This window comes from Brooklawnia cerclae, from assembly GCF_011758645.1.
Taxonomy (GTDB): Bacteria; Actinomycetota; Actinomycetes; order Propionibacteriales; family Propionibacteriaceae; genus Brooklawnia; species Brooklawnia cerclae.
The window spans coordinates 48,429-71,302 of the sequence record NZ_JAAMOZ010000001.1; the positions used below are offsets into that span (position 1 = coordinate 48,429).

21 protein-coding genes are annotated in these 22,874 nt (G+C 67.0%); 6 read left to right on the forward strand and 15 right to left on the reverse strand.

Annotated features, from left to right (window positions below; translation table 11 throughout):
• Nucleotides 1-12: 12 nt before the first annotated feature.
• Genes FB473_RS00230 through FB473_RS00240 form a run of 3 tightly spaced genes read left to right on the forward strand, consistent with a single transcriptional unit; the run spans nucleotide 13 to nucleotide 3,852 of the window.
• Nucleotides 13-2,139 (forward strand): hydantoinase/oxoprolinase family protein, encoded by a 2,127-nt coding sequence (locus FB473_RS00230; protein ID WP_167163743.1) that lies wholly within the window; start codon nucleotides 13-15, stop codon nucleotides 2,137-2,139.
• A 7-nt stretch (nucleotides 2,140-2,146) separates the two neighbouring features.
• The gene (locus FB473_RS00235; protein WP_167163745.1) at nucleotides 2,147-2,788 is read left to right on the forward strand and encodes a hypothetical protein; all 642 of its coding nucleotides are present in this window, start codon (nucleotides 2,147-2,149) and stop codon (nucleotides 2,786-2,788) included.
• A complete protein-coding gene (locus FB473_RS00240) occupies nucleotides 2,785-3,852 on the forward strand; it encodes a mannose-6-phosphate isomerase (RefSeq protein WP_167163747.1) in 1,068 nt (355 codons plus the stop codon). Before FB473_RS00235 ends, FB473_RS00240 begins: the two co-directional genes overlap by 4 nt.
• Before the next feature lie 37 nt (nucleotides 3,853-3,889).
• Here FB473_RS00240 and FB473_RS00245 read toward each other — a convergent pair whose 3' ends face one another.
• From FB473_RS00245 to FB473_RS00275, 7 genes are all read right to left on the reverse strand, one after another.
• Entirely contained in the window at nucleotides 3,890-4,354 is a 465-nt protein-coding gene (locus FB473_RS00245) for a PIN domain-containing protein (RefSeq protein WP_167163749.1), read from the reverse strand.
• On the reverse strand, nucleotides 4,351-4,605 hold the full coding sequence (locus FB473_RS00250) for a type II toxin-antitoxin system prevent-host-death family antitoxin (protein WP_167163751.1): 255 nt from the start codon (nucleotides 4,603-4,605) through the stop codon (nucleotides 4,351-4,353). Before FB473_RS00250 ends, FB473_RS00245 begins: the two co-directional genes overlap by 4 nt.
• Nucleotides 4,606-4,722: 117 nt before the next feature.
• Nucleotides 4,723-5,787 carry a LacI family DNA-binding transcriptional regulator gene (locus tag FB473_RS00255; protein WP_167163753.1) on the reverse strand — a complete coding sequence of 355 codons (1,065 nt, stop codon included), beginning with the start codon at nucleotides 5,785-5,787 and terminating at the stop codon, nucleotides 4,723-4,725.
• A gap of 84 nt (nucleotides 5,788-5,871) precedes the next feature.
• Complete coding sequence (locus FB473_RS00260; RefSeq protein WP_341769987.1) at nucleotides 5,872-6,705, reverse strand: carbohydrate ABC transporter permease; 834 nt, start codon at nucleotides 6,703-6,705, stop codon at nucleotides 5,872-5,874.
• On the reverse strand, nucleotides 6,702-7,544 hold the full coding sequence (locus tag FB473_RS00265) for a carbohydrate ABC transporter permease (protein ID WP_167163755.1): 843 nt from the start codon (nucleotides 7,542-7,544) through the stop codon (nucleotides 6,702-6,704). Before FB473_RS00265 ends, FB473_RS00260 begins: the two co-directional genes overlap by 4 nt.
• A gap of 85 nt (nucleotides 7,545-7,629) precedes the next feature.
• A complete protein-coding gene (locus FB473_RS00270; RefSeq protein ID WP_167163757.1) occupies nucleotides 7,630-8,973 on the reverse strand; it encodes an ABC transporter substrate-binding protein in 1,344 nt (447 codons plus the stop codon).
• 282 nt (nucleotides 8,974-9,255) lie between these two features.
• Nucleotides 9,256-9,906, reverse strand: coding sequence for a DUF624 domain-containing protein (locus tag FB473_RS00275; RefSeq protein ID WP_167163759.1), 651 nt, complete (start codon nucleotides 9,904-9,906; stop codon nucleotides 9,256-9,258).
• A gap of 245 nt (nucleotides 9,907-10,151) precedes the next feature.
• On the opposite strand from FB473_RS00275, the gene FB473_RS00280 reads away from it, so the two are divergent.
• Complete coding sequence (locus FB473_RS00280; RefSeq protein WP_167163761.1) at nucleotides 10,152-12,428, forward strand: family 65 glycosyl hydrolase domain-containing protein; 2,277 nt, start codon at nucleotides 10,152-10,154, stop codon at nucleotides 12,426-12,428.
• A gap of 115 nt (nucleotides 12,429-12,543) precedes the next feature.
• On the opposite strand, the gene FB473_RS00285 is transcribed toward FB473_RS00280, so the two are convergent.
• The 8 genes from FB473_RS00285 to FB473_RS00320 form a co-directional block, all read right to left on the reverse strand.
• A complete protein-coding gene (locus FB473_RS00285) occupies nucleotides 12,544-13,239 on the reverse strand; it encodes a Pr6Pr family membrane protein (RefSeq protein WP_167163763.1) in 696 nt (231 codons plus the stop codon).
• A 341-nt stretch (nucleotides 13,240-13,580) separates the two neighbouring features.
• Nucleotides 13,581-14,537 (reverse strand): amino acid ABC transporter permease, encoded by a 957-nt coding sequence (locus FB473_RS00290; protein ID WP_167163765.1) that lies wholly within the window; start codon nucleotides 14,535-14,537, stop codon nucleotides 13,581-13,583.
• The gene (locus FB473_RS00295) at nucleotides 14,534-15,187 is read right to left on the reverse strand and encodes an ABC transporter permease subunit (RefSeq protein WP_167163767.1); all 654 of its coding nucleotides are present in this window, start codon (nucleotides 15,185-15,187) and stop codon (nucleotides 14,534-14,536) included. The genes FB473_RS00290 and FB473_RS00295 overlap by 4 nt, the downstream gene beginning before the upstream one ends.
• Nucleotides 15,188-15,281: 94 nt before the next feature.
• Nucleotides 15,282-16,151: a glutamate ABC transporter substrate-binding protein gene (locus FB473_RS00300; RefSeq protein WP_167163769.1), complete on the reverse strand. Its 870-nt coding sequence runs from the start codon at nucleotides 16,149-16,151 to the stop codon at nucleotides 15,282-15,284.
• A gap of 69 nt (nucleotides 16,152-16,220) precedes the next feature.
• Nucleotides 16,221-17,018 carry an amino acid ABC transporter ATP-binding protein gene (locus FB473_RS00305; RefSeq protein WP_167163771.1) on the reverse strand — a complete coding sequence of 266 codons (798 nt, stop codon included), beginning with the start codon at nucleotides 17,016-17,018 and terminating at the stop codon, nucleotides 16,221-16,223.
• Between the two features lie 198 nt (nucleotides 17,019-17,216).
• Nucleotides 17,217-18,224 carry an ABC transporter substrate-binding protein gene (locus tag FB473_RS00310; protein WP_167163773.1) on the reverse strand — a complete coding sequence of 336 codons (1,008 nt, stop codon included), beginning with the start codon at nucleotides 18,222-18,224 and terminating at the stop codon, nucleotides 17,217-17,219.
• A gap of 15 nt (nucleotides 18,225-18,239) precedes the next feature.
• Nucleotides 18,240-19,070, reverse strand: a complete 831-nt coding sequence (locus tag FB473_RS00315; protein WP_167163775.1) for a heme ABC transporter ATP-binding protein — start codon at nucleotides 19,068-19,070, stop codon at nucleotides 18,240-18,242.
• Nucleotides 19,067-20,128, reverse strand: a complete 1,062-nt coding sequence (locus FB473_RS00320; protein WP_208390375.1) for a FecCD family ABC transporter permease — start codon at nucleotides 20,126-20,128, stop codon at nucleotides 19,067-19,069. Before FB473_RS00320 ends, FB473_RS00315 begins: the two co-directional genes overlap by 4 nt.
• 519 nt (nucleotides 20,129-20,647) lie before the next feature.
• Here FB473_RS00320 and FB473_RS00325 point away from each other — a divergent pair.
• Complete coding sequence (locus FB473_RS00325) at nucleotides 20,648-21,370, forward strand: FCD domain-containing protein (protein ID WP_167163777.1); 723 nt, start codon at nucleotides 20,648-20,650, stop codon at nucleotides 21,368-21,370.
• 280 nt (nucleotides 21,371-21,650) lie between these two features.
• Nucleotides 21,651-22,778, forward strand: coding sequence for a galactonate dehydratase (gene dgoD / locus FB473_RS00330; RefSeq protein WP_167163779.1), 1,128 nt, complete (start codon nucleotides 21,651-21,653; stop codon nucleotides 22,776-22,778).
• The last annotated feature ends 96 nt before the right edge of the window (nucleotides 22,779-22,874 follow it).

Below are 22,874 nucleotides of genomic sequence, written 5' to 3' on the forward strand. Positions count from 1 at the left end.
GAGCCGGAATCCATGACTGACCGCAAAGTCCGCATCGGCATCGACGTCGGGGGAACCCACACCAAGGCCGTCGCCATCGACAACGCGACGAACCAGCTCATCTCCAAGGGATCGGTGATGACCACCCACCACCATCCCCGCGGGGTGGCCCAGGGCGTCGTCGACTCCTTCCAGGAGTGTCTGCGCAACGGTGACATCTCACCCGACGAAGTGATCTTCATCGCCCATTCGACGACGCAGGCGACCAACGCCCTCCTGGAGGGCGATGTGGCCACGGTCGGCGTCCTGGGAATGGGCAAGGGTGGCATCGAGGGTTTCATGAGCAAGCGCCAGACCCGGATCGACGACATCGATCTGGGCACCGGCAAATCGATCCATGTGCTCAGCGACTACGCCCTGGTGAAGGACGTCACGGGGCAGACCGCCCCGTCCCTGGTCGACCACATGGCCGAGCAGGGTGCGCAGGTGATCGTCGCGTCGAAGGCGTTCGGGGTGGACGACGCCACGGAGGAGAAGCTGATCACCGACGCCGCGGAAGCCAAGGGGATGGGCGCGACCGCCGCGTCCGACATCACCAAGCTGTACGGGCTCAAGACCCGCACCCGTACGGCCGCGCTGAACGCGTCCATCCTGCCCAAGATGCTGGAGACCGCGAACAGCACCGAGGCGAGTGTCCGCGAAGCGGGCATCACGGTGCCGCTCATGATCATGCGCGGCGACGGTGGCGTCATGCAGGTGGAGGAGATGCGCCACAAGCCCATTCTCACCATGCTGTCGGGCCCCGCGGCGTCGGTGGTCGGTGCTCTCATGTACCTGCGGGCGTCCAACGGCGTCTACTTCGAGGTCGGGGGCACGTCGACGAACATCGGCGTGATCAAGGACGCCCGCCCGGCCGTCGACTACTCGGTGATCGGTGGCCACCGCACCTATGTCAACTCGCTCGACGTGCGTGTGCTTGGCGTGGCGGGTGGCTCGATGGTGCGGGCCGGTGACCACGAGATCGTCGACGTAGGCCCGAGGAGTGCGCACATCGCCGATCTGCCGTATGCGGCCTTCACGGAGCCCTCGCTGTTCGAGGGGGCGAGCCTCTACCGCTTCCAGCCGAGGCCGGGCGACCCGGAGGACTACGTGGCGATCCGCCTGAACGACGGGTCGAGTTGCGCGATCACCAACACGTGCGCGGCGAACGCCGCGGGCCTGCTGGACGAGGGCGACTACTCGAGGGGCAGCTACGAGTCCAGCCGCGCGGCGGTCAAGCTGCTCGCGGACGAGATCGGGGCGTCGATCGAGGAGACCGCCGAGGCGATCCTGCGGCGCAGCTGCGAGAAGATCATCCCGGTCGTGGACGAACTGCTCGCCAAGTACAAGCTGGAACCCGACCAGGTCGTGCTCGTCGGGGCCGGGGGCGGCGCGTCCACCCTGCTGAAGTACACCGGCAAGCTCACCGGTCACCCGTATCAGATACCCGAGAACGCCGAGGTGATCAGTTCGATCGGCGTCGCGCTGGCCATGGTGCGCGAGATGGTGCAACGGACGATCCCGAATCCCACGCCGGACGACATCGTCCAGCTCAAACGGGAGGCCAGGGAACTGGCCGTCAGGGCGGGCGCCGTCGAGGAGACGATCGACCTGTTCATCGAGATCGACGACCAGGCCCAGACCGTGACGGCGATCGCGATGGGCTCCACAGAGGTGCGCACCACCGACCTGTCGAAGAACTGCAGCCGCGAGGAGGCCGTCGAGTTGGCGGCCGAATCGATGGGCGTGGCGCCCTCGCAGGTCGACGTGACGGCCGACAACGGCTACTTCCGTGTGCTGACGGCCGACAAGGCAGGACGTCAGGCCCTGCGTGTGGTCGACTCCCGGGGCTTCATCAAGGTGCAGCGGGCCAACGCCCAGGCCGACACCGTCACGCCGCAGGACGCGAGCGAGGCGATCGTCCATGCGTGGAACAACACGGGCAACTACTCGATGCAGATGGTGCTCAATCCGGATGTGTACATCATCGCCGGTGGCCGGCTGGTGGACTACTCCGGCCTGCCCGAGCTCGATCAGGTCACCGGCCTGTTCGCCTCGGAGTTCGAGGACATCGCACCGGACGAGCCGGTGATCGTGGTGGCCGCCCGCAACGAGTTGTGACCACGCGGTGAGTGACTCCGCGGAACTGCTGCACCGGGTACGGGAGACCGACCCGGTGGCCTGGCTGGCCTGGACTCTTCGCAAGTCCGGGCCGGCCAGGCGTCTGCCCGCCGCCGATCGGCTCGCACTGATCGAACGCGGGATCCGGTCGGCCGCCGACGCCGACGAGGCCTTCCGCGGCATTTCCGTGCGCGACGCGCTGGCCTCAGAGAAGGTGCCCGTCGCCGATGTCGAGGAGCCCGAGCCCACCGCCTATCCGTATCTGGCCGTGTTCGACGAGGCGACGCGCTCCATCGACGTCAACGTGCGGCTGCTGGCCCGCCTGGAGGAGTGGTGGGCGGGGCCGGAGGCGGACCCGTCGCTCGTGGTGGAGGCACGGGAACTCGCCGGTCGCGTGACCGAGGTCGCACTGGCCCACGAACTCTTCCACGTCCACGAGGCGGCTCATCGCCCGCCTCAGGGACGAGCGGGGGTGTTCAAGAGGTATCGCCAACTTCAGCTGGACGAGTCCGTCGCCGAGGTGGGAGCGGTCGCCTTCTCCCAGGCCAAGGCCGGGCTGGAATGCTCCCCGGTCGTCTTCGAATTCGCCATCGCCCTCATGCTCGACAGCCCCGCGACGGTGCTGCGGGCGCTTCAGGAGGTCTCATGACCGCTTCACCCGCCCTCTGCGTGTTCGAGCCCAACCGGGTGCGCCGCAACTACCGGGGCGGTGCCGGCATCGACCGGCTGCTGGGTGCGTCCCGTCCCGTCGACGGCGACCGTCCCGAGGACTGGGTCGGATCGCTCGTCGAGGCGCGCAACCCGGGATTGCCCGAGATCCCCGGTGAGGGGCTCGCGCGGGTCCGCGTCCCGGGGGGCGAACCCGTGGCGTTCGCCGACCTCATCGCCTCCGACCCGGGATGGTTCCTCGGCGCCGGGCATCGCGCGCGGTACGGCGACAGTCTCGGATTCCTCACGAAACTGCTGGACTCGTCCATGCGTCTGCACATGCAGGCCCACCCGACGAGGGAGTTCTCGAGGGCGCGGCTGGACTCGGAGTGGGGGAAGTTCGAGGCCTACTACGTGCTGGCGGCCCGCGACCCGGAGCATGCCTACATCAGGCTGGGGTTTCAGCACCTGTCCTCGCGCGAGGAGTGGCGGCGGATCGTCGTCACACAGGACATCGCTGCGATGGATGCCTGTTTCGATCCCGTGCCGGTCAGGGTGGGCGACATCGTCCACATCCCGGGGGCCGTGGCGCATGCCATCGGGGAGGGCATCACGCTGGTCGAGATCATGGAGCCCAGCGACTGGGTGGTGCGCTGCGAGTTCGTCCGCGAGGGCATCGAGGTGCCCCCGCCGGCGCGTTTCATGGGCCGTGACCTCGACTTCTGCATGGACGTCTTCGACTACGCCAACCTGACCACCGCCCAGGTTCGGGAACGGTACTTCCATCGTCCCGAGCCCGTGGCACCGGGGCTCGACCGGCTGCTGTCGGCCGAGGTGGCGCCCACGTTCGAGGTGTTCCGGGTGAGGCCCGGCGCCGATCCGTTGCCCGCGAGTCCGCGGTTCGCCGTCGCCCTCGTCACGCGTGGCGAGGCGACGCTTCGCGCCGGGGGCTCACAGGTGCACCTGGGGCAGGCGCAGTCGGGATTCGTGGCTGCGGGGGCCGGCCGGGTGGACGTCGAGGTCTCGGACGACGGCGAGCTGCTGCTCGTCACCAACCTCGCGTAGCGGTCGGTCGTCGCGGTTTCGCGTGTACCCGTCGCCGCTAGTGGCGACGGGTCTGGCCGCCCGGTGGGGATGAGAAGTCCTGATGCGTGTCGAGTGTGGTCACGCCGAGGTCCTGCCATGCCGTCAGCAGTTGCGCGTCGCCACTCGCGGCGATCACATCGGCGTCGTTGATCATGACGACCGACGCGCAGTGCACAGCGTCGTAGCCACGCAGAGCCCTCGGGCGCGTCAGGTCGGCTGCCCGGGCCGCCAGCTCGTCCGTCAGGTCGACGACGTCGATATCCGGCCAGAGGGCGACGAAGTTGGCCCACGCCTGGTCGTGCTGTTCGGCTGTCAGGCGTCCTCGACGCTCGGCCATGGCCAGAGCCGCGGCAACCTCGACGTAGGCCAACTGCGAACTGACCCGCCGGTCGGCGCCGTCCCAGATGCGGCGGCACATCTCACTGGAAGGCTCGGCAATCAGGATCGGTACGACCGCTGAGGTGTCGAGGTAGACGATCACCGCCGCTGATCACTCACGAGGTCACTGACCGTCCCGGCTGCCTGAATGGGCGGCGGCAGCGGACGGGGGTGCTGGCGTGCGGGGGTCACCCTGCCTTCGGCGATCAGTTGTTCCAGCTTGGTGGGCGCGCCGATGGGGACGATCCGTGCCACGGGGCGGCCGTGGTCGGTGACGGTGATGGTGTGCCCGTTGCGAACGGAAGCCAGGTGCCGGCTCAGACCGTCCCGCAAGTCACGTATCCCGATGTCCACGAACTCCTCCTTGTGGCCATATTTCCGTATACGAATATCGCCATTCTTGCAGGACGTCGCTCCCGCTTCAACGCCGATCCGGCGAATGTACGAGGCGGTCTACCGCTTTCGAACGCTTCACACGGCCGCAGGGTGCGGTTTCGTCACGGATTCGCCCGGTAGGAACCTGCCGCGGATGCGCACCTGCTCGGTGGGTCGCGCCGGGTCGTCGATCGTCGCCAGCAGCACCCGGGCGGTGGCGGCGGCGATCTCGGACAGCGGCTGGGCGATCGTGGCGAGCCGGGGGACGAGGTAGTGGCCGATGTCGAGGCCGTCGAAGCCCATCAGCGAGCAGTCGGCGGGGACTGCGATACCCGCCTCGTGCAGGGCCCGGGCCGCTCCGACGGCGACCGCGTCGCAGCTGGCGATGAGCGCGGTCGCATCGACGCGTCCCCGCGACAGCCAGGCGCGCGTGGACTCGTACCCGTTCTCCACGGTGTACAGCTGGGCGGGCAGCGACGGAGCGATGACGAGCCCGGGATCGACGGAGATCCCCTTGCTCTCCAGGGCGCTGCGGTAGCCGGCGAGGCGGAGCGCCCAGGCGTGCCCGCGTCCCTGCTCGGAATCTCCGCCGACGAAGGCGATCCGGCGGTGCCCGAGCGCGGTCAGGTGATTGGTCAGCTCGAGGCCGCCGGCGTAGTCGTCCACCGAGACCGAGGAGTGGGGGTAGGAGGTTCCCGAGTAGTCGGATGTCGTGCAGAAGATCATCGGCGCGTCGATCTCGGCCAGTTGCCGGGTCAGCTCGGACGAGCCTGCGGGCTCCCCGTCGCCGTATCGTCCGAGGAAGACGACGCCGCCGAACTTGCCCTCGCGCACGATGCGCTCGACGGTCGCGGCATGCGCGCGGCGCACCGGGACGTGCGTGAGGGTCGTGGTGAATCCCGCGGCCGCGAACTCCTCCTCCAGCAGTTGGAGCACGTTGATGAGCAGCCTGCTCGGCTCGCCCTGGATGATCACGGAGATGGCTCGGGTCGAGGTGATCTTGAGGCTGCGTGCGCTGGAGTTGGGAACGTATCCGTGCTGGGCCGCGGCCTCGAGGATCCTCGCGCGGGTCTCCTGACTGACGCCCGTGCGGTCGTTCATCGCCCGTGAAGCGGTCGAGACCGCGACGCCGCAGATATGGGCGAGTTCCTTGATCGTCATGCTGGCCAAGCTGAACCCCTATCGGGTGCGGGATCGGTGCCGGGAGACCCGGCACGGCGGCGAACCGACGCCACCAAGTCTCTCTCAGCCTTTCACGGCGCCGGCGACCACTCCGCTGATGATGTGTCTCTGGGACACCAGGTAGAAGACGATGACCGGGATCATCGCCAGGACCAGAATGCCCATCATCGCGCCCATGTCGATCGACCCGTAACCGCCCTTGAGGTACTGGACCGCGATCGGGATCGTCTTGTAGTGCTTCAGGTCGAGGGTGAGGTAGGGCAGGAGGTAGTCGTTCCACAGCCACATGACCTCGAGGATGCCGACCGTGATGACAGCGGGTTTCATGATGGGCAGGACGACCTGGAAGAACGTCCGGACGGGCCCGCAGCCGTCGATGGTCGCGGCCTCCTCGATCTCGAGGGGGATGGACTTCACGAAGCCTGTGAAGATGAACACCGCCAGGCCCGCGCCGAAGCCCAGGTAGATGATCCACAGCCCGAACGGGTTGCCCAGCCCCAGGAAGTCGGTGAGCCACGACAGGGTGAACATCACCATCTGGAAGGGGACGACGAGGTTGAGCAGGAAGGTCGTGTAGAGGGTCTTCGCGTACCGGGTGTCGGCCCGGACGATCCACCACGCCGTCATCGACGTGCACAGCAGGATCAAGGCCGCCGAGCCCAGCGTGATGACCAGCGACCATCCGAAGGACGAGAAGAAGTCGGTCAGCGCGACGCCACGCGTGTAGTTCTCCCAGCCCACGAACGTCTCGGCGTCGGGAAGGCTGAAGGGCTCGGACGAGATGAAGACCTTGCCCTTGAAGGAGTTGATGATCACCAGGACGATCGGATACATGTAGGCGATCGAGACGATCGTGAAGACGATCGTCCACAGGAGCGGATGCTTGGGCTTGTTCACGCCTGGGTCTCCTTGGAGCGTGCGAGGCGGTTCTGAATCAGCGCGATCACGGCCACGATCAGCAGGAACACGACCGCCTTCGCCTGGCCGACCCCCTCGAAGCCGGTGCGTGCGTAGAAGGTGTTGTAGATGTTCAACGCCAGCAACTCCGACAGCCGCGACGGGGCGCCGTTGGTGAGCGCGAGGTTCTGGTCGAACATCTTGAACCCGTTGGTGATCGTGAGGAACGTGCAGACCGTGATCGAGGGCATCACCAACGGGATGATGATGTTCCACAGGGTCTGTGACCGGGACGCTCCGTCCATCTCCGCGGACTCGATGAGTTCGCCCGGTATCGACTGCAGGCCGGCGATGTAGATCACCATCATGTAGCCGATCTGCTGCCAGCACATCAGCGCCACCATGCCCCAGAACCCGTACGTGGCACTGAACGTGATCGAGCGCGCCCAGATCCCCAGAAGGCCGTTGAGCAGCAGCATCCAGATGTAGCCGAGCACGATGCCGCCGATCAGGTTGGGCATGAAGAACACCGAACGGAACAGGTTCGCCCCCCGGAACGCCTTGACCAGCATGTAGGCCACGGCGAACGCGGCGACGTTGATGACGACGGTGGTGACGATGGCGAACGCCGCCGTGTACCAGAGCGAGTGGACGAAGGTCCCGTCGGCGAAGACGCCCAGGTAGTTGTCGAACCCCACCCACGTGCTGTTGGTGACCGTGGTGAAGCGGGTGAACGAGAGGTACACGCCCAGGACGAACGGCACGACGAAGCCGATCATGAAGGCGATCAGCGTCGGGCCGGTGAACAGCCAGCCCCAGCGGATGAGGGTTCTTTTCATCTATCCACGTCCTTGCCGGTGTGGCGTGGGTGCGGGACCCCCCGGGTTTCCCGCACCCACGCGCTGGTGGGAGTAGCCGCCGCCGTCAGGCGTTGGCGTGGGCGAGTTCGTACTCGGTCGCCCAGCCGTCGACGAACGCCGACCGGACCGCGTCCCAGTCACCGGTGCCCTGCGCGTACTGAAGCAGGGCCTGCCCGACACCGTTCTTCCACTGCTCGGACGGCATCGTGGTGAAGTTCCAGGTGACCGCGGTCTTCCCGGCTGCCTGGTACTCGGCGTCGGCCAGCACGAGCGGGTTGGTCGACTGGTAGTCGCCGAAGGTGTCGAACGGCGTCACGAATCCCATCGTGTTGGCCAGCGAGTCGCGTCCCGCATCAGAGGTGATGACCCACTCGAGGAAGTCCTTGGTGGCCTGCTGATCGGCCTCGGACGACTTGTTGTTGATCACCCAGTAGTTCTCCGAACCCGTGGTCAGGCCCTGATCCTCTTCGCCGGGTGCGCCGATGTAGATCGGCAGCATCCCGAGGTCGTCGTCCGGCACCGACTGGCCCTTGATGTCGTTGTAGGCCCAGGTGCCGTTCTGGTAGAAGACGGCCTGACCGAGAGCGAACTCCGACGTGGCATCGTCGATCGTCTTGCTCGACAGCAGCGAGGGCTCGGTGGTCGAGTTGTTGATGTACAGGTCGAAGATGTCCTTGTACCCGTCGAGGTAGGTGCCCTTGATGGTGGCGGGCTGGCCCGTCACGCCGTCGTCCTTGTACTCGTAGTACAGCGGGATGTTCGCCAGGTGGGTCTTGAACCGCCAGTCGGACGACGAGTCGAAGCCGGCAGAGGTGAAGGCCCCGGCCACTCCGAGGGTGTCCTTGTTGGCCTGGATGCCCTCGGCGACGGCCGCCAGGGTATCGAAGCTCGTGATCTGGTCGACCGAGGTCGCCGCGGCGCCCGGGAGAGCGAAGTACTCGTCCAGCAGCGCCTTGTTGTAGATGATCCCGTAGGTCTCCATGACGTAGGGGATCGCGAGCACCTGACTGTCGTCGTCGCTGGTGAGCGCGATGCTCTGGTCGCTGAGGTGCTCGTAGATGGCGGTGTCGGTGAGGTCGGCGGCGTAGTCCTTCCAGGTCGCCAGCCCGACAGGCCCGTTGACCTGGAAGAGCGTGGGCGCGTCCGACTTGGCCATCTCCGACTTCAGGGTGGTCTCGTAGGTGCCGGACGCGGCGGTCTGGACCGTCACGTCGACGCCGGTCTCGTCGGTGTAGGCGGCGGCCAGCGCCTCCCAGTCCTGGGCCTGCTCCGGTTTGAAGTTGAGGTAGTAGACCTTCCCGGCCGAGTCATCGGAGCTGCTGCCCGAACCGCACGCGGCGAGCGCCCCGCTCAGGGAGATCGCCACAATGCCTGCGGCCAGCATTCTGACTGCTCTGTGCTTGTTCATCGTCCTGTGGCACTCCTTCGTTGGCTTGAGGACATCGACCCGGGCGCTGCACCGCGGCCAGGCGTGGCAGCCGGATTTCCGCCACGTCTTTGCGGAAACGGTTCCGAACTGCTGACCCTGAAAGTACACGCACCGCGGGCGCGACGCAACACCCAGCGACGGTTGAGCATGTCGAGACCACGACTGTCCACGGTGGGCTCGTGTCGGTTTCGACAGGCTCAACCGGCGTAGGGGGCAGGCTCGTGTCGGTTTCGACAGGCTCAACCGGCGTGTGGAGTGGGCTCAGCCGGCGTCCTCGGCAGCCGTGTGCTCCCCACTCACCGCCTGGGCGACGAGGGGGGCGATCGCCCGCTCGATCACGGGCGTGGTGGCGAAGGTGATCAGGGGGAGTCCGAGCAGCACCAGGAGGAACAGGGCCTCGGGGAGGTAGAGCCCCACCGCCACGAACAGCGCCACGATCACCGCCTCGATCGCGAGGACGGCCACCGACCACGGGAGCCGGGCGAAGGCGACCAGGACGGCGTTCGCCAGTGTGCGGCGCACGGAGTTCTCCAGGCGGGCCTGCAACGACCAGATGAAGGGAAAGACCAACACAAAACTGAATGTCACAAGGATTTTCAGTACGAGCAGCTCGGGGATTCGCAGGAAGATCCAGGACGCACCGATCGCGGCGGCCAGCGGGCCGGCGATTCCCCACAGCGCGGTTGCCTTGCGGGCGTTGGAGGTGAAGGAGGTCACGAAGGTGCGCGTCGTCCCGTCGTCCGTGCTCGTGGAGATGCGACGTGCGCTGTCGTGGAGCGCGGTGAGGCTGGCGCCGATCGTCACCACGGGCAACGAGAAGACGATCGTCAGGATGTTCAACCAGATGATGTCGGCGACGGTGCTCATCACGCGCCACACCGGTGCGTCGAGGTTGAACAGTCGCGAGAACATGCGGCCTCCTCGGGCATCTCCGTCGACTCGCTGCGGTGGGGTCAGCGTACTCGTGCCGACCGTGTGGTCGGACGCCACGGAGCGATCGGTCGGCCCAGGAACGGGCGGCCTGTTGGCGTCCGGGCGTCCAGGCGGTATCGTCTCACGGGAAACGATTCCGACGATGCGCGCCCCGCGCGGGCGCATGAATCCCGAGCATGGGGCGAGGCACCGCAGCCACGACTGCCAGGAAGGGTGTGGACATCATGACCCAGCGTGTGTTCGACGTCGAGCCGTGGGCCATCACGACCCACACCCTGGACGCCGGTGCCGTGCGCCTGGTCGAGTCGATGACCTCGACGGGCAACGGTCACATGGGCATGCGCGGGAACTTCGAGGAAGGCTACGGCGGCGACTGCCACCAGGGCACCTACATCGCCGGGGTCTGGTTCCCCGACAGGACGAGGGTCGGCTGGTGGAAGAACGGCTACCCGCAGTACTTCGGGAAGGCACTCAACGCGATGAGCCTGATCGCGACGGGGATCCGGGTCAACGGTGAGGACGTGGACCTGTTCCGTGGCCGGTTCGAGAACTTCTCCCTGCGCCTCGACCTCAGGAACGGCGTGTTGACCAGGTCGTTCGACTATCTGGTGGACGGCACCCGGACGAGGCTGGAGTTCGAGCGCTTCCTGTCGATCGCCACGACCGAGCTGAGCCTTCAGCGGCTGCGCCTCACGGCGGTCTCGGGCGATGTCCGCGTCGAGGTCTCGCCGCAGCTCGACGGGAACGTCCACAACCTCGATTCCAACTACGGCGAGCAGTTCTGGGAGGAGCGCTGGCGAACGGCCGGCGATCAACCGGCACTGTCGATGGAGACCCGGCCCAATCCGTTCGGGACGCCGCGGTTCACGGTGACCGCTGGCATGGCGGTGAGTGCCGAGGGATTTGCCGACGGTGGGTCGTTCGATGCCCCCGCTCGTGTGGGGCGGCGGTTCGCCGCCGAGCTCGGCGAGGGACACACTGCGATCCTGCACAAGACCGCCGCCGTCGTCACCTCACGCGACGTGGACGAGGACGCCCACGCGACCGCAGTGGCCGATCTGCTGGACGCCGCCGGGCGCAGCTCGTACGAGCGCCACCGGGCAGAGAGCTCTGCGTTGTGGGAGCAGCGTTGGGCTCGCGCCGCCGTCGTCATCGACGGGGACGACGAGGCACAGCAGGGTATCCAGTTCAACCTGTTCCAACTGTTCTCCACCTACTACGGCGAGGACGAGCGGCTCAACATCGGCCCCAAGGGCTTCACCGGCGAGAAATACGGCGGAGCCACCTACTGGGACACCGAGGTCTACCTCGTCCCCCTGTACCTCGCGCTCGCCAGGCCCGAGGTGACCCGGGCGCTCCTGGCCTATCGGTATCGCCAACTGCCGCAGGCCCGGCACAACGCCGGTCAGCAGGGTCTGGCCGGCGCGTTGTATCCGATGGTCACGTTCAACGGCATCGAGTGCCACAACGAGTGGGAGATCACCTTCGAGGAGATCCACCGCAACGGCGCGATCGCCTACGCCATCGCGGACTACACCCGGTACACCGGCGACACCGCATACCTCCACGGTCCGGGAATCGAGGTGCTGGTCGAGATCAGCCGGTTCTGGGCCGACCGGGTGCACTATTCCGCCCGCACCGGCACCTTCATGCTGCACGGGGTGACCGGGCCGAACGAGTACGAGAACAACGTCAACAACAACTGGTACACCAACTACCTGGCCGCATGGGTGCTGAGGTTCACCGAGACGACCCTGGCCGAGGTGCCGGCACGCGCGGAAGAACTCGGGGTGAGCGCCGAGGAGCGCTCGCGGTGGCGCGAGATCGCGTCCGGCATGTATCTTCCCGAGGACGCGGAACTCGGCGTCAAGGTGCAGCACGACACGTTCCTCGACAAGGAGCTACGGACGGTCGACAGCCTCGATCCGGCCGAGCGTCCGCTCAACCGGCACTGGTCGTGGGATCGTGTGTTGCGGTCGTGCTTCATCAAGCAGGCCGACGTGCTGCAGGGGATGTACCTGTTCGAGGACGACTTCACCCCCGACGAGCTCAGGCGGAACTACGAGTTCTACGAGCCCATGACCGTGCACGAGTCGTCCCTGTCGGCCTCGATCCACTCGATTCTGGCTTCCGCCGTAGGCCTGCGTGACAAGGCGATCGAGTTGTACCGGCGCACCGCGAGGCTTGATCTCGACAACTACAACTCCGACACCGAGGACGGGCTGCACATTACGTCGATGAGCGGCAGCTGGCTGGCCATCGTGCAGGGGTTCGCGGGAATGCGGGTGCGCGGCGGCCGCATCGGATTCAGCCCCTTCTGCCCGGAGCGCTGGGACGCGTACTCGTTCACAGTCGGGTTCCGGGACAGGGTGCTCGACGTGCGGGTCACGCGCGAGGACGTGCGCATCGGCATCAGGGAGGGCGAGCCGATGGATGTCGAGTTGTTCGGCGTGCCTCACGCCGTCGACGGCGAGGTGGTCGTCCCGCTCCGGGAGGCGTGAGCAGCCCCTGCTCTTGAGAACCGGCCGTTTCCCGGGGTCACATGAACCGGCGCGGAGACGTCCACGTACTCGCGCACGGGGGTCGTACCTGACGCAGTCCGAAGCGCGCGGAGGCTCACTCCGACCAAGCGCGTCGGGCGTGAAGCGGGGTCGTTCTCGAGACCCACACGGCCCCGAGACCGGTGAGCCCGATGACGGCTGAGATGAGCACGATGTAGAACGCGACCGACCAGTAGCCTTCCGGGGCGAGATTCGGGTCGAGGAACGGATACGGGTACCAGTAGGCGCGTTGCTGTACGACGTCGTGGACGAGCGGCCCGCGGATGAGCGTGTAGATGGCCCAGGCCACGGGGAACACGATGACGAGCCAGGTGCTTCGCCAGCGCAGCCGTGCGCGGCCGGGAGCGAACAGCCAGTCGAGCAGCATCCACACCGGTCCGACGACATGCAGGACCTCGTTCGACCATCCGAGCGTCGTACCCTGAGGGAGCGCGATGCCGCGCAGCAGCAGGTTGTAGACGACGCCCGTAGTCACCATGTACGTCACTACACAGAGCCTGAACCTGAGGAACCAGGGCGGATCCTCGTCTCGTCGCATCAGCAGCAGGACCGCTCCGGCGACGAGCACTCCGACGGCAAGAATGTTCGATTCGATCGTGAAGAAGCTGAAGAAACTAACGAGTTGGATCGTCGGATCGCTGATCCCGACAACGTCGCGCCAATAGCCGAGACTCGTCAGGAGTTGCCCGAGGATCGCAGCGACGATTCCGGCCGCGACCGCGAGCCGCAAGACCACGACGGCGATACGCATGCGACGAGTGTAACTGCGGGTCCGGCTTTACTACGGAACTCTCGTGTTCCTCGCTGAGCCTGTGGCTCGTTTCGACAGGCTCAACGGGCGTTTGTGGTCCCTGAGCTTGTGGCTCGTTTCGACAGGCTCAACGGGCGTTGGTGGTCCCTGAGTCTGTGGTTCGTTTCGACAGGCTCAGCGGGCGTTGGTGGTCCCTGAGCTTGTCGAAGGGACGGGTTGGTTTCGACAGGCTCAGCGGGCGTTTGTGGTCCCTGAGCTTGTCGAAGGGACGGGTTCGTTTCGACAAGCTCAACGGGCGTCGGCAGCAGGCCGCGGCTCCTGAGAGCGGCTGCCGCGCGTCCCTACGGCGTGCCTTGTGAAGCCTGGTCTTCGGAGGCTCGTGCAGTGGCTGCCGCCTCAGCGAGCAGGATCGCGCGCACCGGATCGGCCGTGTCGTCGGGACGCATCGGCCCGCCTGTTCCGCGGCGGCGCCCCGTTCCCGGGGTTCCGCGCCGGGCGAGCCAGCGGGCGAACCATGACAGCGACAGGTTGATCGTCAGGTAGATGGCCAGCGTGACGAAGAACAACGAGAACAGGTAGCGGTTGCCGTAGTACGCGCTCAAGTTGTTCATGGTCGTGCGGATGAGCTCGTTGTAGCCCACGATGTAGCCGAGCGAGGTGTCCTTGAGCAGGACGACGAGCTGGGCGACGATGATCGGCAGCATCTGGCGGAAGGCCTGCGGGAACTCCACGAGCATCTTCGACTGGAACGGGCGCATGCCGACGCTCAGGGCGGCTTCGCGTTGTCCGCGTGGCAGGGCGGCCAGGCCGGCGCGCAGCGCCTCACCGATGAGGGTGCCGTTGTAGAGGATCAGCGCGACCACGACGGCGGTGAACTGGCCGGTCGAGCCCACGAGCAGGATGAACAGCATCATCAGCAGCACGGGCATGCCGCGCAGGAACTCGAGCAGCCAGGCAACCGGCTTGCGCACCCAGGCGATCTCGGAGCTGCGCAGGAGCGAGAAGACCACACCGAGCGCCAGCGCGCCGACCGCGGCCACGGCAGCGGCGCGCAGGGTGTTCAGCACGCCCTGGCCGATGAACAGCCACACGTCGGCCTCGGCGAAGATGTCCCATCGGCTCTCGTCGAACATGCCAGGCAGCGTGATGCCCCCGGATTGGCGCGGGGTGGCCAGGATGGTGACGGCCCACACGAGCACCGCAGCGATGAGGACCAGTCCCACGATCGAGCCGACACGCGAGATCGCGCGGGCACGTGGTCCGGGGGCGTCGAACAGGACGCTCGAGCCTGCGCTCATCGCTGCACCACCAGCTTCTTCTCCAGGCGTGCGGCCAGTAGACCGAGCGGCACGGTGATCACCAGGTAGAAGGCTGCGGCGATGATCAGGATCGGTATCACCAAATCGCCGTGGCCGTTCGCGAGAGTACGCGTCGAGGCGAACAGATCCACGACGAAGAAACCGCCGGCCACCGAACTGTTCTTCGTCAGCGCGATGAACACATTGATGAGCGGCGGGATGGTCATGCGGAAGGCCTGCGGCAGGACGACCAGACTGACCGTCTGGCCGAAGCCCAGGCCGATCGACCGTGCCGCTTCAGCCTGCCCGACCGGGACGCCGTTGATGCCCGAGCGCAAAGCCTCGGCGACGAACGGTGATGTGTAGTACGTCAGGGCGCAGATGGCGAGGATCGTGTAGAAGTTCCAGTCCCAGCGCAGCCCGAAGAACGGGACGACAAAAACGAAGAAGTAGAAGACGAGTGTCAGCGGCGTGTTGCGTCCGATCTCGGTCCACACCGTCGCGAAGACGCGTAGCGACCCGATCGGCGAGATGCGCATCGCGGTGATGATCGTCCCGAACACGAGCGAAGCCGTGCCCGAGATGACCAACAGCAGGAGAGTCATCTTGAAGCCCACCCAGAAGGCGGGCAGTAGCTCGATCAGATCCACACGTCACCCTTCCCGAACACACGATTCCCGAACACGCACCCGAGGTGCGCCGGACCGATCAGCCGGCCCGGCGCACCCGGAGGCGAGAAACCGATCAGATCTCGTAGCGGTCGACCGCCGGCGGCTCGACGTACGGCAGGACGGTGCCCGCGGTGGAGTCCCAGGCCTCCTCGTAGCGGCCGTCCTCGTAGGCCTCCTCCAGCACGTCGTTGATCCACATGCGGAAGTCGGTGTCGTCATGGGCCAGACCGATACCGTAGGGCTCCTCGGTGAACGGCTCACCGACGACCTTGAACTCGCCCTCGTTCTGTGCCGCGAGACCGGCCAGGATGACGTTGTCGGTCGACACCGCGACCACCTGACCACTGCGCAGCGGCTCGAGGCAGTTCGAGTAGGTGTCGGTCGCGAGCACCTCAGCACCCAGGGCCTCGAGGTTGGCCGCGGGGGTCGAGCCCGTCACCGAGCACACCGGCTGGCCGACGAGGTCGTCCTCGCTGGTGATGTCGTTGTTGTCGGCGAGCACGAGGATCGACTGACCGGCCATGTAGTACGGCCCGGCGAAGGAGATGACCTCCTTGCGCTTGTCGTTGATGGTGTAGGTCGCCACCACGATGTCGACCTCGCCGTTCTGGATGAAGGGCTCCCGGTTGGCCGAGACCGTCTCCACCCAGTTGATGTTGTCCTCCGAGATGCCCAGTTCACTGGCGATGATCTTGCCGATCTCGACGTCGAAGCCTTCGGGAGTGCCCGAAGGTCCCATGAGGCCGAAGAGCGGCTGGTCGAACTTCGTCCCGATCGTGATCGAGCCCGCCTCGGACAGCTCTGCCATCGTCGTGCCGGCTTCGAAGGTCGGGGCCTCGCTCGGAGTGGCGTCGTCGCCGCTGTCGTCGCTGGACGAGCACCCGGCCAGGGCGATTGCGCCGGCAAGGGCCACGGCCATGAGGGACAGTCGCTTAGTCTTCATGTCTTCATCCTTTGCTGTGTCGGGCCGCCTAGACGGCCGGTGCCTCGACCGTCGAGACGGTCAAGCCTGTCAGTGCGTGAGGATCTTCGAGAGGAAGTCCTTGGCACGGTCGGTCCGCGGGTTGGTGAAGAAGTCCTCGGGCGCGGCCTCTTCGAGAACCTGCCCGTCCGCCATGAACAACACCCTGTCCGCGGCCTTGCGGGCGAAGCCCATCTCATGGGTGACGACGATCATCGTCATCCCGTCCTGGGCGAGGCCGATCATGACGTCGAGCACCTCGTTGATCATCTCGGGGTCGAGCGCGCTCGTGGGCTCGTCCATGAGGATGACCTTGGGGTTCATGGCCAGCGATCTCGCGATGGCCACGCGCTGCTGCTGCCCGCCGGACAGCTGGTTGGGCATCTTCTTCGCCTGGTTCGCCACACCGACACGGTCGAGCAGCTCCATCGCTCGCTTGTCCGCTTCGGCCCGCTTCAACCCGCGTACCTTGATCGGCCCGAGCGTGACGTTCTCGAGCACGGTCTTGTGGGCGAACAGGTTGAACGACTGGAAGACCATGCCGACGTCACTGCGCAGCCGTGCGAGCGCCTTGCCCTCCTCGGGCAGCGGTTTGCCGTCGATGGTGATGGTGCCGCTGTCGATCGTCTCCAGGCGATTGACAGCCCGGCACAGCGTCGACTTGCCCGACCCGGACGGGCCGATGACGACCACCACCTCACCCCGGTTGACCGTGGTGTTGATGTCCTTGAGAACGTGCAGTTCGCCGAAGTGCTTGTTGACATCCTTGATGACGACAAGCGGCTCGCCCCGTCCCACAGAGATGCCCGACTCCGTGAGAGCGTCTTGTTCGTCGTCCAGTACTGCCATGGGTTGCACCCTAAACGCCAAGTGGGCCATCTCGCCAATGGGGCACGCACTCGGTTACGCACCTGTAACCGGCATGGCCGATTCCGGGCGGATTAGGGCAGGGACGCCGCGCGGCCGGTCACGGGAGGGTCACGAACCGGTCACGAAACGGTCACGGCCGGCGCGCGCCGGCGTCCCCTTTTCTGTGGTTGGAAAGGGTCAGAACAGGTCGGGATGCAGCCAGGCGGCGATCTGCTCGAGGGCATCGATGCCGCCGGAACCCGACGACATGGCTGCTGCGCTGACCAGCAGAACCTGGTCGTCCGCCACCGCCGGGACGGCCTGCAGCCCGGGGTTGGACAGGAGCTCGTCGTACTGGGACCGCCCCCGACCCGTGCTGTCGAGCAGGACGATACGCTCCGGCGCCGACTCGACGACCTGTTCGACCTCGGCACGCTGGGAGCTTGTCAGACCGATGGTCTCGGAGGCCAGCGAGGCTCCGGCTGCCGACAGCACCGCCTGGTTGATCGAGCCGGGCCCGCAGTAGTAGATGCTCCCGGCGATGATCCTCAGCATCGCGGTGCTGGGCTGGTCGTCGTCGGGGACGCCGGCCAGCGCATCGGTCACCTTCTGCCAGCGCTCGCCGTAGGCCTGGCTCACCGCAGCCGCCTCGTCCTCGGCGCCCAGGGCGCGTCCGATCACGGCGACGTTCTGCTGGAAGGTCTCGGGGGAGTCCCAGCCGTTGGTGATCGCGAGCACGGGCACGCCGGCCTGCTCCATCTGGTCGAAGGCGTCTGTTTCCGCGTCGTGCCGGGTGGTCACCAGCACCAGGTCAGGATCGAAGGCGAGCACCTCCTCGACCTCGGCGTTCGCGCCGCTGGCGAGGCTGCCCTCGATGGTGGCCGCCGTCTCGTACTGGAGCGACTGGTCGGCGCTGCGGTTGATGTCGGGGACGGCGGCGATCCGCGAGGCGTCCACCAGTTGCATGGCGACGTCGGCGACATCGGACGACAGGGCGACGATCCGCTGCGGCGCTTCGTCCAGGGTCACCGAACCGCCGTCGAACTCGATGGTCCTCGGCCAGCTCTCGGCGGACGAGGCCTGCGATGCCGAAGCCTCGTCCGTGGCGGCTGACGAGCCGCTGCAGGCGCCGAGGGCGAGCGCCAGTGGCGCGATCAGGAGGCCCGCCAGCAGGCGGGCGGGGTGTGGCTTGCGAGATGGTGTCATGTCCTTCTTTCCTGGTTATTCGTTCGCAGATGCCGTGGTCACGGCTGCCAGGGCGGTGACCGTGAGGGTGCCGAGGTCGGGATCGCGGCGGACTGCCGCACGGACGCCGAATGCCTCCGCCAGAAGCGCGGGGGTGAGCACCTGGTCGGCAGGTCCGTCGGCGAGCAGACGGCCGTCGTGCATCAGCAGCAGCCGATCGGCGTACCGGGCCGCGAGATCGAGGTCGTGCAGGACGAGGACGACGCACAGGCCTTCGCGCGCCAGGGCGCGGGCCAGGTCGAGAACGGCCAGCTGGTGGCCCAGATCGAGGGCGGAGGTGGGCTCGTCGAGCAGCAGCAGGCGGGGGCGCTGAGCGACCGCCTTCGCCAGCCAGACGAGTTGCCGTTCGCCTCCGGACAGCCTGGCCACCGACCGGTCGGCCAGGTGTGCGACGCCCACGCGGCGCATCGCCTCGTCCACGATGCGCCTGTCGTCCGGGCGCTCGGAGCCGAATCGGGGCAGGTGCGGGTGACGTCCCATCATCACCACGTCGCGGACGGTGAAGTCGAAGCCGACCACGGTGCTCTGCGGCACCGTCGCGATGGTGCGTGCCAGCTGCCGCACGCCGGTGCCGGCGAGCGGTCGTCCGTCGATCAGCACGTCACCGGAGCTCGGGATCAGGCCGGCGATCGCGCGGACGAGGGTGGACTTGCCGGCACCGTTGGGCCCGATGACGGCGAGGAGCTCGCCCTGATGCGCGCTCGTGGTGATGTCGTGGACGAGCCGTCTGCCGCCGAGCCGGACGCCGACGCCGGCCAGGCTGAGCGTGGTCTCGGCGGCGATCGCGGTGCGGACGAGGGTGGTCATCGCGATGCCTGCGGCGAGCGGACGATGAAGTAGAGCAGCACGGGTGCCCCGACCAGCGCGGTCACCACGCCCACCTGCAGCACGACCGGCTCGAAGGCGGTGCGCGCGATGAGGTCGGCCAGGACGAGGAAGGTCGCCCCGCCCAGTGCGCTGGCGGGCATGAGCGTGCGGTGGTCGGGCCCGATGACGAGTCGGACGGCGTGGGGCACGACCACTCCGACGAAGGAGATCGTCCCGGAGACCGCGACCGAGACACCGATCAGGAGTGCCGCGAGCAGCAGGATGACGGTGCGCGTCCGGGCGACGTCCACACCGGCCGATCGCGCCTGGTCGTCCCCGAGGCCGAAGACGTTGAGATCACGGCTGAAAGCGGTGATGGCCACGAGGCCGACGAGTAGCGGGACGACGACCATGCGGACGTGCTCCCAGGTGCGCGCGTCGAGGCCGCCCTGGAGCCAGAAGACGATTCCCCGCAGCTGGTCGTCGTTGTCGGCGGTGGCGACCAGGACGCTGATCACCGCGCCGAGGAGCGCGTTGAGCGCTATGCCGACCAGGAGCAGGGTGGCTGTGCCGTTTCGCCTCGAGATTCCCTGGATGCCGAAGACCAGCCCGATGGTCAGGGCGGATCCGGTGAACGCGAACACCGGCAGCACCCACGAGCCGAACGCGGTCAGGCCGGAGGACAGGGCGATCACCGCGCCGAGAGCGCCTCCCGAGGAGACGCCGACGACTCCCGGCTCGGCGAGCGGGTTGCGGAACACCCCCTGCATGGCGGCCCCGGCCACGCCGAGCGAGGCGCCGACGAGGGCCGCGATCACCACGCGGGGCGTCCGGATCTGGGTGACGACCACCACGTCGCGCAGGGTGTGGTCGGCGCCGCCGTGCAGGCCGAGCGACTGGGCGAGGATGCTCGCGACGTCGGCGACCGGTATGCCGACATTCCCGGCGGCGATGCCCACGGCAGCCGCGACAACCAGAGCCACCGCCAGGATCGGCAGGACGAGCACTCGGCGGACGGGGGCTGCGCGCGACGCGTCCATAACGGTACTGATATTCATTATTGACGGACTGTAGCAGCGGAACGGGGGTTGCCGCGCAGAGGGGTCACCTACGAAGGGTGACCGTCAGCGCGGTCGCGGAGCGTCACATCCCGCCGAGATGTCAGGGGCCGAGCAGGGCCAGCGGGACGACGGCGACGCCGTCGCGCCGGCGGTAGGCCCGTTTGCCCACGGTGATGACCATGGTGTCGACGACCTGATCAGGCAGTTGATCGCGCAGTCACCGCAAATGGTGGACGTCATCATCGTTCGGCACTGCTGTGACCTTCACTTCGATCGCCAGGACGCGACCGTCGATAGTTTGGCCTACGATTTCGTGACTACCTACGCTACGTTTTCGGGATTTGTCGCCTCAGTCGCAAGTGTGCGTCCGTCTGAGAGAGCGCGCCACCGCCAGGATCGGCAGCATGATCGCCCGGCGGGTGGGCGGACTGCGAACGCGGTTCCCCGCGCGGCGGGCCTGGTGACCGGACTCGCGAGGCGCCCGGCTGTGGTGCGCCTGTGTGCTAGACAGTGACTGTGGGGCGTGACGATGTGGTGCAGTTGCTCCGGCAGGCGATCGCCAGTGGGGCGCATCCTGTCGGCTCCAAGCTGCCGTCCGAGCGGGAGTTGGCCGAGCGTCACGGTGTGTCGCGGTCGGTGGTGCGTGAAGCCCTGCGCACTCTCTCTGAGCAGGGATTCATCACGATCGAGCCTGCCCGGGGGGCCTTCGTCCGGGAGTCACGTCCGACCGACGCTGCACCGGTGGTCGGACTCGTGCTCCGCCGCAGCGGTGTGACCGCCCGGGAAGTGATCGTCGCCCGCCGGGTGATCGAGGGCGAGAATGCGGCACTGGCGGCGCTGGCGCGGACTGCGGACGATCTCGGTCATATGCGTGAGGCCTTGGATGACTTCGCGAACGCCCCGACGCTGCTCGATGAGATTGCGGCCGACCTGGCACTTCATACGGCCGTGGCTGCCGCCAGCGGGAATCAGGTACTCGAGGCGATGTTCGGCTCGGTGGCCGGTTTCGCAGCTGAGATCATGCTGCGCAGCCTCGGTGACCCGGTTGTCACGGATCTCGCTGTGCCGCAGCACCGTCAAATTGTCGACGCGATCGAGGCGCACGACGCGGACGCGGCTCGTGAACTCATGGTGAGACACATCGATGTCGCGCAGCAGCACTACGGGGCCGATCTTGATCGTCCGTTGGAGGCCGTTGCGCGAGGCCGGTTGGCCGACTTCCTGGAACGTCTCGGCTGAACCCTGTTCCGCTGGTCGCTCGGGCGCTGAGAACCCGTTCATTCCACCTCTTGCGGTGGGTCCTTCCTCGCGTTATGGTTGACCGGTCAGACCGGTTAACCATAACGCTGTCGAATTGGATTCGATGCCGACGGCGATGACTAGGAGCGTCAATGATGATGCGGACAACCCTGCGTCCGGCGGGTGAACGATGAGCCTCGTAGATGCGAACCCCGGAGTAGGGGAGCCCGCTGTTTGCAGCGTCGGGAAGCTCGGTGCCCATGGGGCGACGATCAGTGCGGTGAGGACCTACGCGACGTTCGGAGGCGTGCGGAACTGGGTCTTCGTGCGTGTCGAGACGGCCGAGGGACTCTACGGATGGGGTGAGGCGTCCATGGAGCTGTGGCATGGCACGATGCGCGCTGCTATCGAGGAACTGGGCGCCCGGCTCGTAGGGATGGACGCGCTGGCGAGCGAGCGCGTGTGGCAGGTCGCGACTCGCCACGGGTTCTGGCGTGGCGGCGCGGTGCTGGCCAGCGCGGTCGCGGCGATCGACCAGGCGCTGTGGGATATCAGAGGCAAGTTCTTCCAGACCCCGGTGTACCGGCTGCTGGGTGGTCCGACACGCGAGTGGGTGGAGACCTACCGTCACGCCGGCATCTATGACCCGGACGATCTCCAGGCCGATGCCCGTGCACTCGTCGACCGCGGAGTGCGCACCATCAAGACCGGGGCGTGGGTCTCGGACTCGGTGTTGACGGAGACCGAGCGCCTCCGGCGTGTGCGGTCGCGGATGGAGGGCATCCGCGCGGCCGTGGGCGACGACGTCGACATCCTCGTGGACTATCACGGACGTGCGACTCCTGACGAGGCGATCCGCCTCATCCAGGCCATCGCGGAGTTCCGGCCCCGTTGGGTCGAGGAGCCCATCGCGCCGGAGAGCCCGGAACTGATCGCGGACGTCACCGCCGAGGCGCACCGTCACGGGATCTCGATCGCGCTGGGCGAGCGCCTGTTCTCGCGCTGGGATTTCCGGACGGTGCTGGAACGCCAGCTCATCGACGTGGCCCAGCCCGACCTGTGTCACGCTGGCGGGATCACCGAGACGATGAAGATCGCCTCGCTCGCCGACCTTTACCGCGTCCAGATGGCGCCCCACAACCCAGCGGGGCCGGTGTCCACCGCGGCCGCGGCTCATGTAGCCATGGCCATCTCGAATTTCAGCATCCTCGAACAATGTATTGACGAGCCGCGATGGTCCCAGATCGTCGCCGAGCCGTGGAGCCGGGAGGGCAGTCGGCTCCTCGTCCCCGACCTGCCCGGGCTCGGAGTCGATCTCGATGTGAACGCCTTGAAGGCCGTCCCACCCGCAGAGATGGTCGTCCCGTCTGCGGCCTTCCGGGCGGACGGATCCGTAGCCGACGTCTAGGAAGACGACGCCGGTTGAGCTCGTCGAAGCCGTCCCTTCGACGGGCTCAGGGGCCCTTCGACGAGCTCAGGGGCCCACTGAAACGCTGGTTGAGCT